Raw genomic sequence first — 26,429 nt, forward strand, 5'->3', positions numbered from 1 at the left:
TATTCCACCTCCCCTGAAACGCCGCAGAGATTAATCCATTCTTTGTGAAGACCGCCCCTGTTGACCCTTACGTACCTCTCTATTCACAAAAAGAAAAATGAGCCTTATGGAAATTTTGGTCATTTCCCTGGTGGTCATTGGTATTATCCTCCTGTACGATCCAGTAAGCGAATGGATCAACCGCCTCCATGTGAAGCGCCAGCACAAGCTGTTCCTTGCACAGGAACCATTCTATCATTCTATTGTTGCACAACATCTCCGTTTCTATCACCGGTTGAGTATGGAAGAACAGCGTAAGTTTCTGTTCCGCACTTTTCTTTTCCGCAAAGCCAAGCGCTTTCATTATATAGAAGTGGAAGAATCGGCAGAGATGCCGGTACTGATCAGCGCCATTTCGGTTCAGCTGACCTTTGGGCTGGACAAATTCCTCCTGAACTTTTTCCGTGATATCTATGTGTTGAAAGATGATTATCACTACGGATTCAATTCTCGTCCTTTTCAGGGGCATGTGGATCATAGTGGCATCTATCTCACCTGGGATAATTTCATGGAAGGAGTGAAGGGGCAGGTTCCCAACTGCAATATGGGACTGCACGAAATGGGCCATGCGCTCACGTATGTGAACTTCATTTCACAAACGGAAGAAGACAAACACTTCAAGAAAGAGTTCAAGAATTTCTCCAAAGTGGCACGTCCGATTTTTGAGCGGATGCAGCGTGGAGAGAAGAATATGCTCGATCCGTATGCAGGAACGAATTATCATGAGTTCTGGGCAGTGAGTGTGGAAGTGTTTTTCGAGAATCCGATGCGCATGCGCGAGGAGCTGCCTGAGTTGTATGCGGCAATGAGCAAGTTGTTGCGTCAGGATCCGCTGGTGATAGTTAACTCAGCAAAAATTGCCGCCTAGCGATTAAACGATTACACCTGCGTAAATAAAAGAAGGAATACTGAATTTGTTCATCAGAACAGAAACAGCATTCCTTTTATTATTGACTGAAACTGGAAAACCGTTTTTCGATCACTCTTTTTTAGACTGAACAACCGGCTGCCTCTTTGGGACCGGAGCATCTGAAGGCAGCTGTGTTTTTGTATTGTCCACCGTGGTTTTATTGTTGCCGGATGATTGTACAGCAGATCCGGAAATATCAGTTTTGCGCATAGGGATGGCAGTGGTAGTGGTCTTAGACTGTGCAGCCACGTCTGCCTTGCGTATAGGAAGTGCTGCATTTACATTGTTCTGCTTAGGTGCAACATCTGATGTGCGAAGCGGAACGGCTGTTTTGCCTTGCTGGGCATTGGCAGCTGCAGATAATCCAAATACCAGCAGCAGGAAGCATATCGATTTCATGATAAAAGTTTTATTTATTTTACGTTGACCATTACCTTGATCTTTCCGGTAGTGCCATCGAAAGGCTGCAAGGCTTTTCCGATTGCCTGACCCGGCAGTAATTTTTTGAGATCGGCCTTCATGGCGTATCCTGGCCGGCTGGCACTCACCAGCATATCTCCTCTGCTGATAGCGCCATTTTCATTGCAGACCTTTGTTGGTATCACGCCTACTACGCCAAGTGGGATTTTGTTTTCGAGGTTGCCTCCGATGTTCTCTTCTGTAAGTACTACTCCGGGTTTAGTGGCATACACGCCGATTACAAGGGTGGAGTAAGCGGTGTTACTCTTCATCAGTGTTCTGTCTGCTGTAGGGGATATTTGCATTACATCTCCCGGCTCATAAGTACCGATAGCGCCTTCTACTTCGAATAATTCGGCAAGGTCTGCTCCGGAGTTGAAGGTTCCTCCATTGAAGAATCCTGCGCCATTTCGATCTATCCGGGCTTTGTTGAAACCGCTTGTCTGGAATATGGCGAGATCTCCTGAAGTTCCTTCATGATCTACTACGAGCACAGAACCCTGCCCGTATGAAATTGCCTTAACTGTGATGCCGAAACCCAGGGAATTGGAGTGTTCAAAGTAACCGCCATATCCACCTGTTCCGGAAGAAACACCATATACACCTGCAGTTCCGTTGTTGCCGAAAATAGAATTCACTTCTCCGCGCACACCTGCTCCCACACCTGAAGTATTGTTGAGGAAAAAATTTGCGGCATTGCCCTGGGAATGATCCGCAATCACACCCGGACCATTGGCCGTAACATTCACTACATTGGATATATTGGCAGTATTGGTGCTCGATACGGTAATTGCACTTCCAACACCGTTGGTAACGGTCTGAACAGTTGGCTGATCGTTGTTGGTTGGCAGTGTTTCAAAATGCGCTACCGTTCCCTGTCCACTGGTGTTGGCGTACAATGCCATGCCAAAACCTGTTCCACTGCTGTGTTCAAAATAACCACCATATCCACCGCTGCCGGAAGCAATGCCATACACACCGGCCGTTCCGTTATTGCCGAATATAGAATTCACTTCACCGCGCACACCTGCACCTACTCCGCTTGTATTGTTCATGAAAAAACTACCAGCATTGCCCTGTGAGTGATCTGCAATTACACCGGGGCCATTTGAAGTAACGTAGAGAATATTTGAAATATTGGTATTGTTGGTATTGGTAATGGTAGCGCCGCTGCCTGTTCCATTGGTTACTGCTTCGAGTGCTGTTTTGGAGTTGGAGGCATTCAGGTTTTCAAAATGTCCGGCAATACCGGTACTGCTGTTCACGCCAACTTTTCCGAGAACACCGATACCGTTGCCGGTATTGTCGGTGGCAATGAAACCATACACGCCATAACCCGGACCATCATTACGACCCACCACAGCACCGGTAGGAGAGCCGCCAACACTGAGCGTTCGGCCGGTAGCGCCTTCGCCGCCATTCAGGTTATCGGCCAGCACACCTGCCCCTGATACGCTTGAAGTAGCGCCGTACATGGCAGTGGTACCAGAGCTGTTTCCATTGATCGCCATTCCGGATCCGGTATTGGTGAGAGCAAACAGTGTGGACGCCGAATTCAATGTTGCTGAATATGGAAGCGTTAATGAACCTGCACTATTGGGAATCTGCTGCCAGCCGGTTCCGCTCTTGAAATACCAGTAACTTTTTGTGTCTGTATCATAGACCCAGAGGCCATCAGCAGGGCTGCCGATAGAGGTTCTCTGCAAAGAACTCATTCTGGGAAACAGGGCTCCTTTCAGAGTGCTCTTTACATCGAGCATGGCGCTGGCATCGGGAAGGCTGGCATCTGTATTGATGGCCACCTGTGCATTGGCTCCGCAGATTGTGAGCACCGCAACCAGTAATAGTAATATTCGTTTCATATCTGTTGTTTTAAGGTAGCTTATGATGATCCGTTATTGTTTGATGATATGGGTCTCTTCTTTCTGGTCGGGAAGTACCAGCCTTACGATATACCTTCCCGGATTCAATCGCGAAAAATGCAGCAGATACTGATTGAGACCCGGTTGAAGCTGCCAGTTGTTGCTCATCATCAGCTGTCCGTTCATATTGAATATCTGTAGAGTTGCATTGGTAAACTGCCTCACTGAAATGCGCGCTACTGCCTGATCGGTCACCGGGTTCGGATATACTGTGAAAGGTAATGGCAGCTCGGCGCAACCGCCTCTGAATACCGGAGAATAAGTGACGCTTCCAGACCACTCGACGATCTTCAGCCTGTAAAAAGCAGTGGCTTTTCTGTCAGCATCTTTTATCGAATAGCCGAACCCGTTAGTGTTATTGGTGGCTGTAACCTGCTGTATCTTTTTCCAGTCGGTTCCGTTGTCGCTTCTTTCCACTTCAAAACGGGAGAGGCTGCTCTCGCTGCCTGTCTGCCACTGAATATTGGCTACATCATTGTCGCAGGAAACTCTGAAAGAAAGCAATGTCAGCGGAAGCGGATTGAGGAGGCTTGAGAGCGTCCAGAAACTGAAATCTGCAATGCCTGATTTCTCAACATACTTGCCGGCGGCATTGCGGGTATCGGCTCCGATACTGCTCCAGGTGATGCCGTCATTGCTTTTCCACAGACTGAGTGTGCCGCTGCTATTGCCGTTCAGTTCTTCGTCAAGATAATAAAAACGGAAGGTAGCATTCAATGCACTGTTGTTCTGCGGTACAATGAGATACATGCGTGTAATGCCCTGCTGGGAAGGGTTTCCGGGATTTACGCCGGCTTTGTTGTACCGGGTAACTGCGAAGTTTCCCAGATTGGCAGAGGTGGTAACCATTGCACCGAGATTACCTGCATTCAATTGATTGGGATTTACGATGCCTGTTTGTGCGATTGTTACAGAGCCGCCGGCAGTACTGAGGGTATGACTGGTTTCACTCTCTCCCTGCAGCAGCGCAGCAGGTGAAAGGGTGAGCTGCTGATTGGTGAGATCGATAAGCCCATTCTGAAAAATGAGTGTGCCTGAAACTGTAACCGGTGCCAGAAGAGACAACGTTGCGGAGGGAGATGTATTCAATGTAAATGTCTGTACAGTTTTGCTTCCGGCTCCATTGATGAAGGTGTTGGCTGATCCGGTAAAAAGCAGATTGGCAGCTGATGCATCTAATGTACCATCGCATTGAAGATCGGTATTCTGTAAAACCAGATTATTGCCCGTTGCCTTCAATGTGGTACCTGAACTAATTATCAGCTTAGTATTCTGTGCCAGCAAGGCAGGCGATGCGAGCAGCAAGCACAGGCAGCTCAGCATGGCCATGTACAAACCATTACATCCTGTACAAACTCCGGATTTAACCTGCGTTTGCATATAGATTGTTTTATGGGTCGATAGCGATAAAAAAGTTGGCCGGGACTGAAGGGATCAGTTGATTTCAGAGATGTTTACCAAAGGGAACGGTGTGTGATGTTACTTATGGTGGAAGTGAAGCGGAAGGATAGGTAATGCAAAAGTGGGGAAAATAAACTTAGTTTCCCTGAATATCGGCCGCATTAACCAACGGGAAACAAAAGAAAAATAGTGGTTGCTGTAAATCAGTGCGTTGGCTTTTTAATTCATCTCCGCTACTCTCAATGTTTCTTCCGGAACTTCCACACTGATCGTCACCAGCTTCTCATTCTTTTTCTCCTTCGGAAGAACAAACAGGTAATAGATCACTATAAACGATAGTCCAATCAGGAAGGGAATTACGGTGAATATCCGCAGTGTATCATCCTTCCCCAGGAATTCGATGATCATCCAATAACCATTGGCGCAGATCCAGAAAGTAACGGCGAGGTTATGGTACAGTTCTGCTTTCAGCTTTCTCGTTTGCCAGGTAATGAGTATCGCCACTGTAAGGGTTGGTACCAGCATCAGCACACCAACGATTTTGAATCCCATGCACCAGCAGATATCTTTCAGCAACCAGAAGATGATATGGAGGTTTTCAGTTTTTCTGAAACGGGCGGGAATCGAATACATTTTCTCTGTAGCCATAATGCAGTATTGGGTGTGATGCAATGCCTGTTGAGACCACCTGAGTCCCGGGCATTCATTCAATAGAATCTTAAGCGAAAATAGACAAAGACTTTTTATTTGATTATGTAATTAAATGTTCAGAAAATCTTGAATATCCTCAGGGAGATCTTTTGTCAGAAAGTTGCTGAATAAAAAAAGGTATCCCTGAAGACACCTTTTCAATTATAAAAGAGTTGATGTATTAAGCTATCGCTTTTCAAAGTGCAAGTGCTTATTGTCAACAGACACCCAAGGTTCGATTTTAGCTAATCTTTGTTCAATTAAACTTAATCGTTTATCAATTATGGCAAGTTGAGCATTTACTTTCATAAATTCTGATTCAAGCATATGAAACATCTTTGTTTCTGACTCTGAACTCATTTTTTTACATTTTAATTACACATGAAATTACAATATTTAAATAATGGTGATTAATAAAAATTATAAATAATTTCAATGTATTCTTAATCAATAATTTATTCTAAAACAATGACAATCTGAAGGTTACACTGGGCATCACTTCTGGATTATTTTGATAAAATCCTCCTGAAACGCTGCACATCCGCCTCCGGCGTTATGCCCGTTCCTTCGCGCATATGCCTCGCCAGTTGATGTGCAAAATATGGTCCGAGTGAACAACCCTTCGTACCCATTCCATTGAATATGCCCACATTTGGATATAACGGATGGAACCCGATAAACGGTCTGCGCTCCAGCGTTGCCGGCCTCACTGCCGCTTTATGATCCAGTATTTTGAACCCCGGTTTCACCGTCTGTTTCAACCAGGTCTCTGCAAACTGACGATAACCCGGCGTAGGATCTTCATTATCGAACTCCCACAGATAAGTAGATCCCAGCCAGAAAATATTCTTGCTCCATGGAATCAGACTGAAACCGCGTTTGAAAATATGTGTGTCCGGAAGATCGGGGATCTCCACCCATAATGCTTCACCTTTATTGGCTGCAAATGGAAGCAGATTGAACCACGGCGATGCCGCAGAGGCTATGCCATCAGAAAAGAGTATATGCGTAGCCGTTATGTCTTTGTATTGAATGCTGTTGGAGTTGATCTGCAATAACTCCGGCTGGAATACTTCTTCGAGTAACTGTCCGTTTTGCTGCAGGCGGTTTCTGTAAGCAGGCAGTATGCCCGGCAAATTCACCAAATACGCCGGTTGTATCTCTCCATATCCGAAATCGTAATTGAACCAGGGAAGAAAATTGTATTCATCGTCCGGACGGGCAAGGTATTGCTGGTCTTCCGAAAATCGTTTTTCGAATGCCAGTTTCATCTGCGGAGTAGGAAAGAAATCGATGATATTCTTCTGCGAAATGGCTTCCACTCCGATGGCTTCGCCCAGCTGCTGATATGCATTGAGTGCAAAAGGAAGCACTTCATCGATCATCCATGTTTTCACAATTCTGCGGCCGGTAACAGGGTTTATCACACCTGCCGCCACTTTCGATGGGCTATTCGCTTTCGGTTGATCGATCACCAAAAAAGAGAAACCTTCCTGTTGGAGATACCAACTGAGGAAGGTTCCTGAAATGCCCTGGCCTATAATGAGGAAGTCGATTTGCATTGCGCAAAATTACTCCCTGGCGTTTATTTTTCCACTACAACTTTTACCCCTTCGGAGTGTGAAGTGAATTCCGGTGCATACATGCACTGAATGGTGGTGATGCCATTGCTGAAATTACCGGAGTTGGTCACAAACATCGGATACTCGAATACCCATGTGCCTTTGCGTAAATAACTGAAGAAGAAATTGGTGCTGGCATCTTTGGTGCTCTCGTAGTATCCGAGGCCGCCCTGCCATTTGTACTCGCTGAGTACATTCACCGGCTCCATGCAGCTGGCGCGCATATCTTTCATGTGTACGTATTCCATGTCGCGGTCAACACGGATCTCGATGCGCACTTTCACTTTGTCGCCCACTTTGAGAATATCGCCTTCGTTCACGGGCTGAAGAACCGGACCGCGATCGGTGTTCTTCTCAACGAACAGCTTCTTCTGAATATTCAGCGGAGTGGCTGCATGTGTGATCTTGTCGAGGTTCTCGAAATACTGCCAGTACACTGCTCCCCACGATGGCGCTGCATTGTTGGCGGCATTGCTTACACTCACTTTGATATTGCCCATTTCGGGTTTCACTTTGCTGCCTTCGATCACAGATTTGAAGTAACCGGTACCGGCTTCCTGATTCTGCTGATTGCTGCTGATGGTTTGATTGCCCAGTTTGATCTGCACATCAGGTGCATTGTTCAGCCAGTTGCTGCCTTGCAGCAGCAGTGCGTAACAGGCATCGGCAGTGGCCGTAGTGGTGCGCCAGTTCTGGGTTTGCTTTTGTTTCAGCAACCAGAGTTTGAGGTCTTCCACAGACTTGATATCGTTGTTCACTTCTTTGAATGCCTCGATCAGCAGTGCCTGCTTTTCGATTGGCGCCTGATACCAGTAGTATTGGTATGGACCAGTAGCTTCTTTCCAGTACATGCCCAGTTCAGGATTAACGATGGCGTTCTCTTTCAGTGATGCCATGATGGCTTTCGGAACCGCTTTGTCGCCGGTTCTGTTCAGCGCAATGGCAATCATGCCCTGCATGTATTTGTTCTGCTTCAGCCAGAACTGTTGTGTTTGCTTACGGAAATAATTGTAAGCAGTCTGACTTTTTGCAGGCACAGCAAATTCGGGGAAGAAGCTGCGCATGTAGAGATACTGGATCTGTGTGTATCCGGTATTGTTGTCGGTGAGTTTTGCTTTGTGTTTGATGAGGTTCTCGTAATCTTCCTGGATCTTTCTGTCGAGATAAGGAATGATGCTCTTCACTATCTGATCAACTTCAGATCCTTTGGTGGCAACGGCTTTGAGGTTTCTCAGACGACCGATACCGGTTGCGATGTATTGTGTGATGTAACGATCATCAGGACCGCCTTTGAACCACACGAATCCGCCGTTGGGGCTCTGCATGTCGGAGAGCTTCTTCAGATTGGAGTTGAGTTCCTTGCTCATGCGAACCATATCGAAAAGCAGACCGATCTGCTTTTTCTGTTGTGCTTCACTGTTAGCCTGCATCACCCATGGTGTTTCCTGAAGAAGAATCGATTTCAGTTCTTCATTCTTTTGCAGGTTGCTCAGTAGTGCTGAAGTATCGGCAGTTTTCCAGCGCTCGAATGTTGCTTTGAGTGTGGGAGCTGCATTGGCAATGCTGGTTGCGAGCGCATTGGCATAGTAACGATTGAAGATCTGCTCAGCACACTCGTAAGGGTACTCCATCAGATAGGGGAGACTCTGCACTGCATACCATGCGGGGTTGGTGGTGAACTCAACGGTAAGCGATTGCTGACCGAGTGTTTCACTCTTGCCACTCTCGATGAGTTTGGTGAAGCTGAAATCTTTGCTGCCGTTTCCACGCATGGGGATGGGCAGGCTTTCTGTAACCAGCATGCGGTTGCTGACAACGGGCAGGATGGCTTCTTCACCATCTGTCCATGTTTGAGTCTCACCTTTCGCTTCTGCTACAATGCGGTAAGAAAGCGGGCGATTGTACTGATAAGGAATCAGCATGGTGAATGAAACCGGCGTGCTTTGTCCGGCTGCCACCGTGAAATACTGATTCGGCATCATATTGTTGAACCAGCCATCCACCGATTGATTGGTAGACGGATCGATCAGTTGCAGTTTCACCTGACCGGTGAGTTCTTTGCTGCTCAGGTTAACGATCTTGGCGCTGAAGTCGATGCGGTCTCCTTCGCGGAGGAATCTTGGGGCATTCGGCTGAACCATCAGGTCTTTCTGAGAGATCACATTTTTGATGCTCTGTCCGAATGAAAGATCCATGCTATGTGCGAGGCTCATCCATTTCCATGTGGTGAGCGCTTCGGGCATAGTGAAAGAGAATTCAATATTGCCATCAGCATCTGCATGGAGATCGGGAATGAAGAAAGCGGTTTCGTTGAAGTTCTTGCGAACTGCGGGGCCGGCTTCTTTTGCTTTTTCTCCGGTGCCTTGTGTAGAATCGAATTGACCTGCAGCTTTAGCACCCGCGGGCGATGCAGGAGGAGCGGGAGCAATCGATTCAACTGCGGCAACTCCGTCGGCTGCAACCTCTTTGGCTGCTGCATTTTTTCTCATCATGTATCTCTTCGAATCGCCTGGTCTTCCACCTGCCACTCCAAAGTTGTAGTCGGCATCCACAGAGATCAGCTCATCATATCTTTTGTCGAACGAAGTATAGGGTACTTCTACATTATTTCTGTCTCCGTTCACTGAAATGAAGTTGTCGTTGCTCTGCCATGAAGCGATACCGTTCAGGCTGCTGTACAGGCTTGGGTAATTCCAGTTGTGCGGTTGAAACTGATCGAGTGAAGCATCGTACATGGTGGTGAGCAGCTCAACGGTTTTCTTGTCGGGCACTGCACCGCTGATCTTCACTTTCCATTTCTCCTGACTTCCGGGCATTACTTTGTCGCGGTAAGTTTCGTAAGAGATCTGCAGTTCCTTATCGGTGTAAGGAACATCGAACATTTTCGAGGAAGTGTATACTCTGTTATATTTTACAACGGTGGTCTGAATGGCGATGCCACCACGGTCTGCTTCGGTTACCGGGATGGTGAACTGTTCAGCCGGTTGAGCGGCAGTGAACAGATCGCGTTTGAGGTTATCGTCTTTGCGAACGGTTTCGCGGATCACGAAAGCCTTGCCTGTATTGTGTTTGATGGAGTACTGAATGGCTTGTCCGGGTTTCAGTGTCTGCTGGTTGCTGCTGATCTTCACGAAGAAGTTCGGTGAAACATCTTTCACTCCATCAGTGAGCTGAATGTAGCGGGTAGCTTTTACATCCTCCCCATATTTGTCTTTGGCTGTTGCTTCGATGGCGTACCATCCTGCAGGAAGTTTTATTTTCCCTGTGGCGAATTTGCCATCTGCATTGGTGGCTTCGGTGATATTGATCAGACTTGCATTTCGTGCCCATTTGGATGGGAGGTATTCTTCATTGTAAGGATCGAGCGGGAAGAGTTTGTGGTACTCCGCCTCTGTGAGTGCAAACTGATCGGCAGCTTTCCAGTATGGAGCACGGATCTGATGTTGAGGAATCTGCAATGGATAGGCAGTAAGCGTTACATTCGATTTTTCGAATTGTCCGCCCAGGTTCTGCGTAAGAACCTGAAGGCTGCCTATGCTGTCTGCCGCCAGTTCCGCCGGTGCATTGATGTCTAGTGTAAGTGCCTGATAAGCCACACTTACATTGGTGCTGCCACTGCGCACTTCTCCACTGATATCGGTAACATCTGCACTGATCTCGTAATTGAAGCGCGGTTGTGTTTTCTTGTCTACGCTATTGTCTGGCAGCGCAGGGAATACAACTTTGAATTTGCCATTGGCATCTGTTTTGGCACTGCCGTGTACAATCTCCATTGTTTCTCCTCTGTTAGGAGGCCAGATCTTTGGATAGTAGCCCCATCCGAAATCATACATGGGTATGATGGTGCGGCGCACTACGCGATACGAAACTGTTGCTCCGTCGATATTGTTGCCTGCATAACCTTTGGCAGTTCCTTCAACAGTTACATTCTCGTTGAGGCGGTACGTGCCGGTGGGCTGTGCTATCTCCACTGCAAACTTAGGTCGCTTGTATTCTTCCACATTGATGTATGTGCGCGAATTGCTGAACGAGTCGGTTACTGAAAACTGACCATTGAGCGCATTGGAAGGCAGCGTAAATCTTGCAGAGTAAGAACCATACCCGCTGGTAGTTACTTTGATGCTCTCTACTTTTTGTCCGTTTACATCGAGCAGGGTGAGCAGGGTAGATTTGTTGGCTACGATGCTGCTGCGTTTGCTTTCAGCATTTCTGCTGAGCAGAATTCCTTTTACATAGAGAATTTGTCCGGGCCTGTAAATGGCGCGGTCTGTAAAGAGGAATGTAACAGGAATATCTTTATTGGAAGGCTCATTCGGATAATAACGCCCGTTGTATTTGTAATCCTGCAGAGCGAGGCGATCGTTGCTGGTGGTTATTTCGAGACGATACTGATTGTCTTCTCTTGTTTTGGAACGCACGATGCTGAAAAATCCATTGGCATCGGTAAAGATGTTCTCGCCTTTTCTTTCCTGATACTTATTGGCTTTGTAATCGTAGTATCTGTTCCATACCTGAACGTTGGCGCGAACAAGCGGCTCGCCGGTTTCGCGGTTGAGTACATAGAACTTGTTATCGTTCTCAACGTAAGAGATATTGGAAACATAGAATCGCTGAAGTGCCAGTGGCGATTTCAGGTCGAAGTTGTTGGAGGTAACCAGCAACAGGTATTCGCCGGGAGGGAGGCCTGCTACCGGAATTTCGGTTGTATGATCCTGATAGTCGTCTACCTTCGGCAGTTGTTGCGTGAATGTTTTGAGAGCAGGCAGGTCGGTGAGCTTGCTCCAGTATTTATCGTCCCAACGGTTCTCATTGATAAGAGTGATGATTTTGCTGTCTGCCTGTATAATGCGGCCTTGCAGCTTACTCACATTCTTGTAGCTTACCAGTGCACGGAATGGCTGATTGGGCACATTCACTTTTTCTGTAGTGATGCCGATGGATGGCTGCTGCATTTGTTTCAGCAGGTTGTAGGCATTGGCATTTCCTTCCGATCTCTTATCGCTGGCCAATACCTGATTGAGTATCTCCACCGCTCTGAGATTGGCTTTGCCACGGGCTTCCAAAGGAGACTCGTCGCCTGTGTTGAACTGGCTGTAGTAGTACAGAGCCAGCAGGTATCCTGCTTGCGCTGCAGCAGGATTGCTCTTGTATTGTGTGTAGAAATTCTTCAGTGCATCTTCGTACAGTGGTCCTTTGTTGGCCATCACTGCATAACGGTTGGCGAATTCGAGGCGTTTGATGTTCACATCGATCAATGCATCGGGATTGGCATCGTTGAGGTGAAACTTGATCAGTCGCTGATACAATTGCAGCGCTCTGAACTGAAGCGCTTCTTCGTCTTTCGACTGAAACTTTGTGTGAACAAAAGTTGTTGCATCTGCAAATGCTTCCGGACGATCGAGTTCAAAACTGTAAGCTGGCTTGCTTACATAACGTTCTTCTGATCCGAAGAAGTCCACTGCACGGTGGCCCAGCAGATCGAAGAGTGTGGGGCGCAGCGCACGTGTATTGCCCTGATTGATCAATACATCGTAAGGCTCCAGTTTTGTTTGCTGCAACTTGCTTTCATCGGAAAGCGAAGCAATGAAGAGGTCGCTGATCTTCTTAAAGAAATCTTCAGAAGACCAGGTATTCACATCATCTTTTTTGAAATTTACAGTGGCTGTGCGATTGCGGATCTGCCATTGCATCTGACTAAAGTACTGCCTGTAACTTTGCGCCGCAATGCTCTGCAATATAGAGCGCGCATTGCCGGTGGTGGCGGCGATCTCTGAGTCGTACTCACGGAGACCGGTGGCTGTGGCATCTTCCTCCTTTACTTCTCTGAGCGCAATGCGGTACATCAGCGCTTTGATCAGCTGCGGCTCATTCTTTTCCTTCTTTGCCAGTTCATAGATTTTGTTTACTTCTTTGAGCGCAGATTCTGTGAGACCAGATTCATTTCTCAGAGAATCTACCTTCTTCCATAATTTTTCGTACAGATTCATTTTTTGTGCTGTAGTGGTTAAGACCATTAATAAGGATAAAGGCAATAAGAGCAGGATTTTTTTCAGCAACATGCATTTCAAATTTTATACAAGGTATTAAATCTAATTCAGAACCATTGGTGGCCACACATTGACAGCGGGCGCTGGTAAACCGTTGCAGAAGATGCTATTTGAAAATCAATTGCACATCATCAAAATGTTAAATACGGCAATGGCCTCACGAATTGAACCTTAATGGTGCAAACATGAGGCCATTTACTGGTTGATTGTCAAATATCATCGTTTCAGAAAAGGCTGAACAAGATTGTCCTTATCGAGGTCGAGGCTCAGGAAATACTGTCCTGCACTGAGTTTGCTGGTATTGAGGAACAATTGATTGAAACCTGTTACCGAGGTTACGGTGGTGGTTTGCTGTAATCGTCCCATTGCGTCTCTGATGGAAACCTGTGTTTTAACATTGGGGGCCACACTGTTCCACTCAACGGTCAGCTGATCGGTAACCGGGTTTGGATAGAGATTATTGAGGAAGATGCCCGCCTTACCTGCTTTTACGCTTACGATTTTGGAGAACTCTGAGCTTCCGTCTGCATCCACTATCCGCAGTCGGTAGTAGGTTCGTCCGTCGATCGGGCCGGCATCGGTATAACTGTACCTGTTAACCGCAGAAGATGTTCCCACTGCATTAACGGTGCCTATTGCCGTGTAGTTTACGCCATCCCTGCTTTTCTGTATTTCATAATAACTGGTATTGAGCTCTGTACTGGTAGTCCAGTTAAGGAATGCGCCCGGCGCCTGATAGGTTGCAGTGAATGCCGTGAGCGTTACCGGAAGCAGCACAAATGGCGGTGAGGCGCATCCGTTGTTCACGAAACCCGGACTGAGACTGGAGCCTGCGGTAGGCTCCGGAAACCGGTAGAAGTTTCCATCCACAGAGCCTGTTCCAACAAGTACATCATAGGTGTAAGTGGCATCGCAGGCGGGTGATCCGTTTATCGACAAACTCACACTTCTCTGTGTTGGTGTAGGACTCTGATTCAGGAACGTAGCGCTGAAGGGGCTTGCCAGATTGCGATACAGCAGGTATACCGTTCCATATTGCGAACACCACGATGAGAGGTCGTAGGCCGTACTCACGTTGTTACTCATAAAAATGAGGAAGGGCGCATTGGCAGGGATCACATCTCCGTCGTCGATCACCTGCAGGCAACCTCCGATGGGAGCTGTGCCCGAATTGGGCGAGAAATCGTTGGTATTGCCCAGGGTAATAGCTCCATTGGCTGGCAATGTAATGAGCAGATCATTCGTATTGGTTGGCGTACTGCCATTGAGAAAGAAAATGAATTCATTGGTGTTCTCCACTGCGCCGTTTCCACAGGCGTCTACCATAATGCCGGCCAGTCTTACGCATTGCGATCGGGCGACTAGAGAAATTCCGGTAAGGAACAGAGCAAGTGACAGGTAGCGAATTTTCATTTGTTGCTGATTTAGTGTGGTTAGCAAAAGGTTGAAAACCCGGACCAGGGCTGGGATATCAGTCAATTGTACGTGTAAACAGAATGTCTTGGGCAGTCGTATGAAAACGGAGGTATGGGAGGAGGGGGATTGTGTACTTGTAAGTTACGAAGAAATTAGCGGAAAAAATGATATGAGGATGGGGAGGATGAAGGGGTGTGGTGATGAAGATTTTTGGGTTGGAGGTGCCGGCCGGTGCGGTGTATCAAGGCGCCGTCGAAAAACAGGCCGGGAGGGGTTAACGTCGATTGGGCTTATGGTATGGAGGATGGGACAGTAGAATAAAGCCGGGGCTTTGGCCCAACCTGTTTTAAGGCCGGAGCCATGATACCCCGACACTGGCCTGGTCGCTGCTGATGACCTGTTCCGGGAGAAGGAGGGGGAAGGAGGATGGCTGGAGGTGCGGGAGCGTACCTTGGTTGTCAGTTAGTTGGAGGGAGCGTTTTGGGAAGGTGATGGCAGTGGGATATGACACCTGCAATGTGATCCAGCCACTGCAGCGGGTTCGGGCAATGGGGTATGTCTCTGGCGGCCTTCAAATATGTTGCGCAATAGCTGGTTTTTGTACTAATGCTTAATCCTCCTTCCTTATATTAATCGGAGTTACTGCTCTGCCAGGCATATTTGTCGACGTCAGAGACATATCCCTTTGCCTAATAGCCACAAAAAAACTTCAGGCGGCAATTAACGGGTAGCGCATTGAAGTATCAGTGCATAAAAAAAGGATGAACTGTGATGTTCATCCTTTCGGTTATTTGGTAAGAAGCAATTACTTCTTGATGATCTTCGCAATGGTTGCACCAATGTCGGCAGGGCTCTTCACCACGTTGATACCGCATTCTGCAAGGATCTTCATTTTGGCTTCAGCAGTATCGTCAGCTCCGCCGATGATAGCTCCTGCGTGACCCATTCTGCGGCCGGGAGGCGCTGTCTGACCAGCAATGAAACCTACTACAGGCTTCTTGTTCGGCTGATCTTTGTACCAGCGTGCAGCTTCTGCTTCCATGCCACCACCGATTTCACCGATCATTACAACGGCTTCAGTTTCGGGGTCGTTCATGAACAGCTCAAGCGCTTCTCTGGTAGTGGTTCCGATGATGGGGTCACCACCGATACCTACTGCAGTTGATACGCCGAGACCAGCTTTCGCAACCTGATCTGCTGCTTCATATGTGAGGGTACCTGATTTTGATACGATTCCGATCTTACCGGTTTTGAATACAAAGCCGGGCATGATGCCTACTTTGCACTCGCCCGCTGTGATCACACCAGGACAGTTAGGCCCGATCAGCCTTGTTTTGGTGCCTTGCAGATACAGTGTGGCTCTCACCATGTCCTGCACAGGAATTCCTTCAGTGATACAGATCACCAGGCCAATGCCGGCTTCTGCTGCTTCCATGATGGCGTCTGCTGCAAATGCAGGCGGTACGAAAATGATGCTCACATCAGCGCCTGTTGCTTTTACAGCATCAGCTACGGTGTTGAACACGGGACGGTCCAGGTGCTCGGTACCACCTTTGTTGGGGGTTACTCCACCCACCACATTGGTTCCGTACTCGATCATCTGCACAGCGTGGAAAGTGCCTTCCGTTCCGGTAAAGCCCTGCACCAGTATTTTGGATTGTTTGTTCACTAAAATGCTCATAGCGGGTATTTAAAAGTTGGGCAAAAGTAAGGGAATTGAACCAAGATGGAAAAGGATGGCGCCGGTTATTTGATCAGGTCGTCCATATTCCTGTTGTTATCGATCTTGCCGGTCTGTTCCAGCATCCGCATGTCCTTGGCGTCTTTCAGGAACTCGGAAGCAAAGATGAACTCGTTCAGCAGCTCGTTTTTGCTGAATATGATCTCTTTGTTACTTCCTTCCCATTCCTTGTTTCCCTGGTGCATGTAAATGATATGCTCTCCGATTTCCATCACGGAGTTCATATCGTGCGTATTGATAACGGTGGTGATATTGTATTCTTTGGTGATCTCGTGGATCAGCTGATCTATCACCAGTGATGTCTGCGGATCGAGGCCTGAGTTCGGCTCGTCGCAGAAGAGATATTTGGGATTGAGCACAATCGCGCGGGCAATGCCCACCCTTTTTTTCATACCTCCCGACAACTCGGCCGGGAATTTCTTATTGGCATCTTTCAGATTCACGCGATCGAGTACTTCGTTTACCCGTTTCAGTTTCGTCTGATAGTTGTCTTTGGTGAACATATCGAGCGGGAACATGATGTTCTGCTCAACTGTTAAACTATCGAACAATGCAGATCCCTGAAAGAGCATGCCGATCTGCTTGCGGATCTCTTTCTTCTCTTCGTCGTTCAGTGAGTTGAAGTCCTGCCCGTCGTAGAGTATCTGGCCGCTGTCCGGCTCAAACAATCCTACCAGGCACTTCATCATAACGGTTTTGCCGCTTCCCGATGCGCCGATAATAAGATTGCATTTGCCTGCCTGCATCACCACATCCACGCCTTTGATGACCATCTTGTCGCCGAATCCTTTCTGTAGTTGTTTTACCTCAATCATGCAAACGGGGTTTATTGTAACAGCAGGGCTGCCAATACATAGTCAGCAAATAGAATGGCCACACAGCTTACTACCACGGCCTTGGTACTGGCGCGGCCGATCTCCAGCGCACCACCCTGAACGTGATATCCGTAAAAAGCAGGGATGCTGCTGATGATGAACGCAAACGTATAGGCTTTGATCAGTGCAAAGAATATGTTGTAAGGCTGATAATTGGCGAGCAGGCCTTTGTCGTACATGGCAGGCGAAAGTATGCCCGTTGCCACACCGGCAATGCGACCTCCATAAATGCCCAGCGCCATCGATATCACTACCAGTAGCGGGATCATTATCATGGCCCCGAGGATCTTCGGCATCACCAGATAAGCCTTGGTATTGATGCCCATGATCTCCAGCGCATCGATCTGCTCGCTCACGCGCATATTGCCCAGTTCACTCGCAATTTTGGAACCCACCACACCGGCCAGTACAATACAAACCAGTGTAGGAGAGAACTCCAGTATCACCGTATCGCGAACGATCTGTGCAATGGTAGATTTTGGAATCACGGGGCTCACCAGCTGGTAAGCCGTCTGCAACGCAGATACAGCTCCCATAAAGAAGGAGATGATGGCCACAATGCCCAGCGAACCGATGCCTATCTCAACACATTGATGCATCAGTTCTTTCCAATACATCTTGCCGTTCTCCGGTTTGGAGAACATGCCTTTGATCATCAGCAGATAACGGCCAAATTCTGTAAATAACGTCATAGCTACTTGTCTATACAGGTGTCAATATCAATATCCGGGAATAAAAATACTGATTTCTGACTGTTATTATTTTTTGTTCCGCTTCCACCAGGGAGATTTTCTTATTGCCTCCTGATTGGCGTTGCGGCATTTAAGCTGTGCATCTATCACAGTAACCAGCGTCATATTATAAATGCTTCTCACGGAACTGCCCAGCTGCAATACGTGTACCGGTTTCTTCAGACCCAGCAGAATGGGTCCGATTGCATCGGCGCCACCTACTTCCTTCAATAAATTATAGGCCACGTTGCCCGCTGCCAGATTGGGGAAAATGAGGGTATTCACTTCCTGACCTACCAGCTCGCTGAACGGATAGTTCTCACGCAGGATGTCCTGACTGAATGCCACACTGGCCTGCATTTCACCATCCACTATGAGGGTTGGATCTTTTTGTTTGATGATGTCGCGCGCTTTGCTCATCAGCTTCGCTTCCGGACTGTCGCTGCTGCCGAAATTGCTGTAGCTCAGCAGTGCAATGCGCGGAGTGAGGTTGAAATTGCGCACTTCTTTGGCTGCCATCAGCGTTATTTCTGCTACTTCTTCCGCAGAAGGATTGAAGTTCACCGTGGTGTCGGCCATGAACAATGGTCCTTTTTTGGTGAGAAGCAGATACATGCCTGCAATCTTCTTCACATTGTCCTCTGTTCCGATCACCTGCAATGCTGGACGGATGGTATCAGGATAATTACGCGTCAGTCCTGAGATCATGCCATCTGCATCTCCTGTCTCCACCATCATGCAACCGAAATAGTTACGGTCTTTCATGATCTTGGTAGACTCGTATTTGTTGATGCCGCGGCGCGAACGTTTTTTGAAGAACAGTTCTCCGAACTGTTTTCTCTTCTCTTCGTGTTCATCGCTGCGTGGATCGATGATAGGAAGTTCTTCGATATCGATCTTATTCTCTGCTGCGATGGTCTTGATCTTTTTCTCGTCACCTAACAGAATAGGGTAAGCGATACCTTCATCGTAGGCGATCTGCGCTGCTTTGAGCACTTTGATATTGTCTGCTTCCGCAAACACAATACGGCGTGGATCTTTGCGGGCCTTGCTTCCGAGCACACGCATCACCTGATTGTCGAGGCCGAGGCGCTTGTTGAGCTCGATGGCATAATCTTCCCAGTTGTCGATGGTGATCTGCGCTACGCCGCTTTCGATGGCTGCTTTCGCAACAGCAGGAGAAACGGTAGCAAGGAGACGTGGATCGAGTGGCTTGGGAATGATGTAATCCGGACCGAAAACAATATTCTTTTCGTTGTAGGCAGTGTTCACGATATCGGGCACCGGCGTTCTTGCCAGTTCGGCGAGTGCACGTACTGCAGCGAGTTTCATCGCTTCGTTGATCTGAGTGGCACGCACGTCGAGTGCTCCACGGAAGATGAAGGGGAAACCGAGTACGTTGTTCACCTGATTGGGATAATCGCTGCGGCCGGTAGCGAAGATGAGGTCTTTGCGTGCTGCAACTGCCAGATCGTAAGCGATCTCCGGATCGGGATTGGCCATCGCAAACACGATGGGGTTTTTGGCCATGCTCTTCACCATATCTTCAGTAACCACATTGCCTACGCTGAGACCGATAAATACATCGGCATCTTTCATGGCGTCTGCGAGTGTAATGCCTGTTTTGGTGGTGGTGGCAAATTTCTTCTTGTCTTCGTCGAGGTCGGCGCGGTTGGCATGCAACACACCTTTGCGGTCGAACATGAAGAAGTTCTCCGGGCGGGCGCCGAGAGATACATATAATTTGGCGCAGGCCATGGCTGCCGCTCCGGCGCCATTTACTACGAAAGTAACTTTTTCGATCTTCTTCCTCTGAATTTCGAGGGCATTGAGAAGGGCCGCTGCGGAGATGATGGCGGTTCCGTGCTGATCGTCGTGCATCACGGGGATCTTCATCTCTTCTCTGAGCTTCTGCTCGATGTAGAAACACTCAGGCGCTTTGATGTCTTCGAGGTTGATGCCACCGAATGTAGGCTCCAGCGATTTTACGATCTGAACAAATTTCTCGGGATCTTTCTCATTGATCTCGATATCGAATACGTCGATGTCTGCGAATATTTTGAAGAGTACACCCTTGCCTTCCATCACGGGTTTGCCGGCTTCGGGGCCGATATCGCCCAATCCGAGTACAGCGGTTCCGTTGCTGATCACAGCAACCAGATTACCCTTGGCGGTATATTGGTAAACTTTTTCGGGATTGGCAGCAATTTCTTTGCAAGGCTCGGCTACGCCGGGTGAATAGGCCAGCGAAAGGTCGCGCTGGGTTTTTGCTTCTTTGGTTGGTACAACTTCTATTTTGCCTGGTCTTCCTTTGGAATGGTATTCCAGGGCTTGCTCCCTGATGAGTTCTTTTTTCATAAAGTTCTTGTTAATCAGGCAGTTAACGGTTGGCTGGAGGGTTTTAGTACATGACAAAGCGGTTATTAATAAGGGTAAAACCTCCAGACGCCCTGCCAAAAACAGGTGTGCAATGTACGTCATTATGGGCATCCGGCTTTTTACAGGCCAAAAATTATGAATGCGCTAACCGGGTGAGGATGAACAAGAGCGGAGAAACGGGAAGACTGTTTTTGCCTATATTTGATCAGTCTTGACCGTTTTTCCCCTCCCTTCCGGATAAATTCCCTTTCAACAACCCACATTACAGCTCTGATATTTCCCCTTAACGCTACAGGATCGAAATCCATTGCATTTGTTACCACCAACAAAAAACACTCTATGCAAAAGGAACGTAACCTGCTGCGGAGCTATTCCGTTAAATTATGCTGGATGATCGTTTGCTGTTTCGGCATCTTTAACCAGAGCCTTGCCAACGACCGGCCATATACCATCCGCTACGATACCATCGTGCATGGAGGCGTGCTCGTAGCAGGCAATACCAATGTTACCAGAAACTATCTCGCTCCTGTTTCTTCCTATATAGATATCGATGGTGATGGCTCTACCTACAACTCATCCAGTGAAGACGTTACCATTCCGCCTGGTGCTACCGTGATTAAGGCATTTCTCTACTGGCAATCCACCAAGAACTACGGCCCTACATCGTTTCCTCCGGGATTCAATACCAGTGTGCTGTTCAAAACTCCCGGTGGCGCCTACACGTCATTGGCGCCGGATGTAACCGATATCGCCACCGCTGGTTATTACTGGCTGGGCATTAAAGATGTAACCAGCATGGTGCAAACATCAGGCACTTACACTGTGGCAAATATCATGGCACAACCTGTACCTCCCGGTACCAACGGTTACCCGCCCTTTGCAGGATGGAGCCTTTGGATCGCCTACACCACACCTGCCGAACCCAACTGGTACCGGATAGTATTGGTAGATGGAACAAAATATGTCACTGCCGGATCCAATGATATTACGGTTGATGGATTTCGTGTAGTCAACAATCCGTCTGTTCCCATCGATGGCGAAGCAGGATGGTTCGTAGGCAATGCCAATTTCGATTGGGGTGATGCCATGACCTACACCAACAACACTACCAGCACCACACAATTTTTCTCCAATGGAACTAACCCTATGTTCAACGTATTGAATGAAAGCCGCACCTACAAAGGATTACCGGTGTTGAACCCACGCAACCCTGCATCCGGACCAAAATACTACAACAGCAGTATCTACAATCCGCCAGGCGAAACCCGCGTGAATGTGGACTTTCCCTGGTTCGATCTCGATGTGGTGGATCTCAGCGCCATCATGACGCGCGGGCAAACCAGCTTCACCCTTAAATTTTACCCGCAGGGTGGGGGTGTTACCGGCTGCGGGCAAACCTATGCGGGGTGCGACGACTGGAATAATCCCGGTTACGTATATGCGAAAATAAGAACTGGCATCACTGTCTCCGATGCAAAGAATACTGCTATTCCACGGCCGGCCATCAACAGCAGTCTCCCACTCGATGGGGCAGGAGGCAATCCTCCGGCATTCTCAGGTAAAGGCCCCGAAGAAGAAAACCTGGGCGCAACCAATAGCGTACTTATCAAAACATTGCCACTCGAAGCCGAACTCTATTACGATTATGGAGCGGGTCCCGTGCTCATTACAGCTGGCACTACCATTCCGGCATTGGACCCTTCCAAACTCACCATCAAATTTCTCAACAATGTGGCCGGCTCTACTTTCTTCACCTATGCGATGATCAGTGCCGACGGCGTGGAAGATCCCGTGGGCGCTGTGTACCTGCTCACCTGGCCACCGCCGCCATTGCCGGTAACCTTGCAGCAATTCGATGCAAAGCTGGTGCAGCAGCAGGCACAGCTGAGTTGGATAACGGCCTCCGAGATCAATACAGCCTGGTTTGAAATTCAAAAACGACAGGGTAATGATGCATGGACGATTGCCGGAAAAATCGCTGCCGCAGGCAACAGCACAACGCCACGCAATTATCAGTTTACCGACAATGCCACGAATTCCGGCAGCTGGCAATACCGACTGCGCATGCTCGATGCAGACGGCACCGAAAGCTTCAGCGCCGTTAAACTGCTGAATATCGGCAGCCAGCAGGCGGTGGTGATCAGTCCGAACCCTGCCAAAGGCACGGTGGCACTGAGTTTCAGCGAAGCCGACAATCAACCGAAAGAGATCAGTTTCTACAATGCTTCGGGAGGACTGGTATTGTCTGCCACCATTCCGGCCGGGCAGCTCCGGCGGCAGTTCGATGTGGTGCATCTCCCGGCGGGCCTCTACAATGTAGTTGTGCGGGGCCGGCAAACCACTCATCAGCTGAAACTGATACTGAAATAAAATATTTACCAAAAACTTGCATGGTAAAGATAATGTACTTATGTTTGGGTGTACTATTGAAGTAGTACACTAAAACACAAGACATGATCAACGTACAAAACCTCCACTTTGCTTATCGGAAAAAGCCGGTGTTCACCGGGCTCGATCTGCAACTGCAGAGTGGTCATATCTACGGCCTGCTGGGCAAGAACGGCACCGGCAAGTCTACCTTGCTGCGCAATATGGCGGGCCTGCTCTTCCCCGATACCGGCAGCATCGATGTACTCGGCTTTCAACCCAAACACCGCAAGCCGGCTTTTTTGCAGGAAGTTTTTATGGTGGCCGAAGAATTCCATCTTCCCAATGTACCGCTGAAGCAATATGTAAAATACCAGAGTCCTTTTTATCCGCGATTCAGCAACGAGCAGTTCAGCAAATACATGCAGGAGTTTGAAATACCGGCAGACAGCCGCCTGCAGGATATGAGTTATGGTCAGAAAAAGAAAGTGCTGATCAGTTTCGGACTCGCCTGCAATGCCTCCGTATTGCTGATGGATGAACCCACCAATGGACTCGACATCATGAGTAAAAGCCAGTTCCGCAAAGTAATGGCAGGTGCGCTCGACGAAAACAAATGCATGGTGATCAGCACCCATCAGGTGAAAGATCTGGAGAGCCTCATCGACCGCATCACCATCATCGATGAGGGACGCATTCTTTTCGATCAGACCATCGATGCCATCAGCCGCAAACTGCAGTTCTCCGTATCGTTCGATCCCGAAGAAGTGAAGAATGCCATCTACAGCGAAGCCTCGCTCCGCGGCCATTCCGTGATCATGAAGAACGAAACCGACGAAGAAAGCAAACTCGATCTGGAACTGCTGTACAAGGCCATCATCCTTAACCGTGAACAGGTGCAGAAAGCTTTTGCTGCCTGATCATAATTGCTCAATCAAGAAATTAATATTCATGAATCAGGTTTTTGATTTTTCAAGATTCAGATTGCTGGCCGCAAGGCATTGGATAGAGAACAGGCAGCGATACCTGCTGTCGCTAGGCGCGTTCGCCGGCCTGCTGATCTTGTGGTTCATTTTTGCTTTTCTCCTGCAGGGCAGCCATGAAGCGCAGAATCTGTATGTGCAACTGGGTACATTTTATTTCGGGCTTTTCGTAACTGGAAGCCTTTATGCCAGTACCCTATTCAGCAGTCTGGCTGCCAAACCCACAGCCATCAATTATCTCAGCGTTCCGGCATCTCATCTCGAAAAGATGTTGATCGCATTGCTGTATGGTGTGGTACTGTTCTTTCTGACCTATCTGGTTATATTTTATGTGGTGGATTTTCTGATGCTGCAGATACTCAACCCGATTGCAGCACGCAATTATCATCCATATGATGTAGGCAATAAGTTGTCGGAGTTCGAGCCGCAAACTCTGGTGAATGTTTTCAGGCCATTCAGAGAGAACAGGTACGACAATCAGAATTTTTATTATTTGCTGATGGTGTACTTCACCCTGCAATCAACCTTTCTCGCCGGCTCGGTTTTCTTTACCCGTTTCAGTTTTATCAAAACGGTGATCACTCTGCTGGTGTTTTCATTTCTGGTATTTGTGCTGGTATTTATTTTGGTAGAAGTGGTGATACCCAAAGGAGGATTCTCAGGAGCAGGTCTGGTTAAATACCAGCTTGGTTATGAAAGTGGCGTAATCACATTACCGGAGAGTATGTTCACCGTATTCCGTTACATCGGCCTATACGCATTTGCTCCTGCTTTCTGGGTTGCCAGCTATTTCAAACTGAAAGAAAAAGAGGTCTGACCGAAAAACAAATCATTATGCAATTCCGCGAATCACAAGCAATATACTTACAGATCGCAGACTACGTATGCGAACGGATACTGCTGAAAGAATGGAAGCCCGAAGAGCGCATTCCTTCAGTAAGGGAGCTGGCGGTGCAGCTGGAAGTGAATCCCAATACGGTTATGCGCAGTTATGAGTTTCTGCAGCAGCAGGAGATCATCACCAACCAACGCGGTATCGGATACTTCGTCGCAGCCACTGCTTTCAAACATGCCATGCAATATCGAAAAGAAGCATTCCTCGAAAAAGAACTGCCGCAGGTTTTCAGAAATATGTACCTGCTCGATATGGATATGGATGAACTGAAACCCCGATTTGAAAAATACAAGAAACAACATTTCGCATGAAAACAAGCAGCAAAATATTCACCGGGATCTTTATGACCCCCATCATCATTCCGCTGATTGTGGCAGGCACTATCATCTATAAAGTGAAATCAGGTCAGGTGGAAAAAGATGGATTTGACGGGCGCACGTATGATGCTCAATATTTCCCGCAGGCAAAACATATCGTTGTAAATGGCTTCTACAACCTGGAGATCGAAATCAGCGACTCAACGGAGGTTGACATCTATCATAGCCACGCTGTAATGGCAAGAACAAAGATGAAGGGCGATACGCTGATGCTGAACGGAGACACCACCATGGTTTCCAGGCGTACCGGGAAAGACATTGTAACGGTCGCAGATACTACCACAGAGGGAACCTCCAGAAAGGTTGTGCTGAAAATACCTTCCGGCTTCCCTGTAACCCTTCTCCATACAACCATGGAACTCTCATTGAAGCAGGCAGATAAAGCCCCCAACTTCAATCTGGAGCTGATCAATTCAACACTCAGAAGAGATAGTTATCACGATGAGAACGTACGTGCGGTTGGGCAGCTCAATATCACTGGTAAAGAATCTGTGCTGGAGATCAGAGGGCTGAATATCCAGAGCCTGCAACTGGATCTTTCGCACAGCAAGGCCGATCTCAGTTCATCCGAGATCAATGCATTCAACCTTAAAATAGATTCCACTTCAGGCATCAACCTCAAAGGCGAACACCTCAAAAAATTATCTCCGACCAAATAGTATAGCCATGAATTCTTTTATGATCGAAACCCAGCGACTGGACTTCACGTTCCGGTCCGGGCAACCCATTCTCCAGCAATTGGATTTGCAGGTGCCCACAGGCAGCATCTACGGTTTTCTCGGTCCCAACGGGGCCGGCAAAACCACCACGCTTCGCCTCATTCTCGGACTGCTGAAACTGCAGAAAGGAAGCATCCGCATCTTCGGAGAAAACCTGCAGACCAATCGTATCAGCATTCTCAATAAACTGGGTGCGCTGATAGAACAACCTTCTTTCTATTTGCATCTCACCGGAAAAGAAAACCTCGAACTGTTCAGGCTTACATTCCAGTGTGCTAAAAGCCGCATCGACGATGTACTGAAGATCGTAGGTCTCACCGATGCTGCGCACAAAAAAGCCAGCGCTTATTCGCTCGGCATGAAGCAACGGCTGGCCATTGCCATTGCCCTGCTCAACGATCCGCAACTGCTGATACTCGACGAGCCCACCAATGGCCTCGATCCCAGCGGCATTATCGAAACGCGTGAGCTCATCATCAAACTGAACAAAGAAGAAGGAAAAACCATTCTCGTAAGCAGTCACCTGCTGAGTGAGATGGAAAAGATGGCCACGCATATCGGCATCATTCACAAAGGCAAACTGTTGTTTCAGGGTTCGATGGGCGAGCTGAGAACACTGCAGGCCAGCAATACACAGGTTACTGTTGAAGTAAACGATACAGTGAGGGCAGTGCAGCTGCTTGCCGGGTTTCCTGTTCAGCATGTCAATGGACAAGGCTTTTCCGTTGGCTTCGAAAGCAGGGCACGCACTGCTGCGCTCAACAAAGCGCTGGTAGAGGGTGGAGTAGAAGTGTATCAGGTATCGGTGGAGCAGCACGATCTCGAAAACCTTTTTGTTCAAATCACCAATCAGTAA

18 protein-coding genes are annotated in these 26,429 nt (G+C 48.1%); 7 read left to right on the forward strand and 11 right to left on the reverse strand.

The window, feature by feature from the left end; translation table 11 throughout:
- Positions 1–106 precede the first annotated feature (106 nt).
- Entirely contained in the window at positions 107–907 is an 801-nt protein-coding gene (locus HHL16_RS17830) for a zinc-dependent peptidase (RefSeq protein WP_169426673.1), read from the forward strand.
- Between the two features lie 111 nt (positions 908–1,018).
- Here the strand turns inward: HHL16_RS17830 and HHL16_RS17835 are convergent, their stop codons facing one another.
- The 11 genes from HHL16_RS17835 to HHL16_RS17885 form a co-directional block, all read right to left on the reverse strand.
- Entirely contained in the window at positions 1,019–1,348 is a 330-nt protein-coding gene (locus tag HHL16_RS17835; RefSeq protein ID WP_169426675.1) for a hypothetical protein, read from the reverse strand.
- A gap of 14 nt (positions 1,349–1,362) precedes the next feature.
- Positions 1,363–3,270 (reverse strand): hypothetical protein, encoded by a 1,908-nt coding sequence (locus HHL16_RS17840; RefSeq protein ID WP_169426677.1) that lies wholly within the window; start codon positions 3,268–3,270, stop codon positions 1,363–1,365.
- 33 nt (positions 3,271–3,303) lie between these two features.
- Entirely contained in the window at positions 3,304–4,710 is a 1,407-nt protein-coding gene (locus tag HHL16_RS17845) for a T9SS type A sorting domain-containing protein (protein ID WP_169426679.1), read from the reverse strand.
- A gap of 240 nt (positions 4,711–4,950) precedes the next feature.
- Positions 4,951–5,379 (reverse strand): hypothetical protein, encoded by a 429-nt coding sequence (locus HHL16_RS17850; protein ID WP_206022488.1) that lies wholly within the window; start codon positions 5,377–5,379, stop codon positions 4,951–4,953.
- A gap of 548 nt (positions 5,380–5,927) precedes the next feature.
- Positions 5,928–6,983: an FAD-binding oxidoreductase gene (locus tag HHL16_RS17855; protein WP_169426681.1), complete on the reverse strand. Its 1,056-nt coding sequence runs from the start codon at positions 6,981–6,983 to the stop codon at positions 5,928–5,930.
- A 23-nt stretch (positions 6,984–7,006) separates the two neighbouring features.
- On the reverse strand, positions 7,007–13,102 hold the full coding sequence (locus HHL16_RS17860; protein ID WP_169426683.1) for an alpha-2-macroglobulin family protein: 6,096 nt from the start codon (positions 13,100–13,102) through the stop codon (positions 7,007–7,009).
- Positions 13,103–13,306: 204 nt separating this feature from the next.
- The gene (locus HHL16_RS17865) at positions 13,307–14,503 is read right to left on the reverse strand and encodes a T9SS type A sorting domain-containing protein (protein ID WP_169426685.1); all 1,197 of its coding nucleotides are present in this window, start codon (positions 14,501–14,503) and stop codon (positions 13,307–13,309) included.
- 808 nt (positions 14,504–15,311) lie between these two features.
- On the reverse strand, positions 15,312–16,187 hold the full coding sequence (gene sucD, locus HHL16_RS17870; protein ID WP_169426687.1) for a succinate--CoA ligase subunit alpha: 876 nt from the start codon (positions 16,185–16,187) through the stop codon (positions 15,312–15,314).
- A gap of 65 nt (positions 16,188–16,252) precedes the next feature.
- Complete coding sequence (locus HHL16_RS17875; RefSeq protein WP_169426688.1) at positions 16,253–17,062, reverse strand: ATP-binding cassette domain-containing protein; 810 nt, start codon at positions 17,060–17,062, stop codon at positions 16,253–16,255.
- Positions 17,063–17,073: 11 nt separating this feature from the next.
- The gene (locus tag HHL16_RS17880) at positions 17,074–17,814 is read right to left on the reverse strand and encodes an ABC transporter permease (protein ID WP_169426690.1); all 741 of its coding nucleotides are present in this window, start codon (positions 17,812–17,814) and stop codon (positions 17,074–17,076) included.
- A 66-nt stretch (positions 17,815–17,880) separates the two neighbouring features.
- Complete coding sequence (locus tag HHL16_RS17885) at positions 17,881–20,211, reverse strand: NADP-dependent malic enzyme (protein WP_169426692.1); 2,331 nt, start codon at positions 20,209–20,211, stop codon at positions 17,881–17,883.
- 360 nt (positions 20,212–20,571) lie between these two features.
- Between HHL16_RS17885 and HHL16_RS17890 the strand changes: the two genes are divergently transcribed.
- From HHL16_RS17890 to HHL16_RS17915, 6 genes are all read left to right on the forward strand, one after another.
- A complete protein-coding gene (locus tag HHL16_RS17890; protein ID WP_169426694.1) occupies positions 20,572–22,602 on the forward strand; it encodes a T9SS type A sorting domain-containing protein in 2,031 nt (676 codons plus the stop codon).
- Between the two features lie 83 nt (positions 22,603–22,685).
- Positions 22,686–23,519, forward strand: a complete 834-nt coding sequence (locus HHL16_RS17895) for an ABC transporter ATP-binding protein (protein ID WP_169426696.1) — start codon at positions 22,686–22,688, stop codon at positions 23,517–23,519.
- Positions 23,520–23,550: 31 nt separating this feature from the next.
- Entirely contained in the window at positions 23,551–24,399 is an 849-nt protein-coding gene (locus tag HHL16_RS17900) for a hypothetical protein (protein WP_169426698.1), read from the forward strand.
- Positions 24,400–24,416: 17 nt separating this feature from the next.
- Entirely contained in the window at positions 24,417–24,788 is a 372-nt protein-coding gene (locus HHL16_RS17905; protein WP_169426699.1) for a GntR family transcriptional regulator, read from the forward strand.
- Positions 24,785–25,513: a hypothetical protein gene (locus HHL16_RS17910; protein WP_169426701.1), complete on the forward strand. Its 729-nt coding sequence runs from the start codon at positions 24,785–24,787 to the stop codon at positions 25,511–25,513. The genes HHL16_RS17905 and HHL16_RS17910 overlap by 4 nt, the downstream gene beginning before the upstream one ends.
- 7 nt (positions 25,514–25,520) lie before the next feature.
- Positions 25,521–26,429, forward strand: a complete 909-nt coding sequence (locus HHL16_RS17915) for an ABC transporter ATP-binding protein (protein ID WP_169426703.1) — start codon at positions 25,521–25,523, stop codon at positions 26,427–26,429.

Source organism: Pseudoflavitalea sp. G-6-1-2 (assembly GCF_012927185.1).
Taxonomy (GTDB): Bacteria; Bacteroidota; Bacteroidia; order Chitinophagales; family Chitinophagaceae; genus Pseudobacter.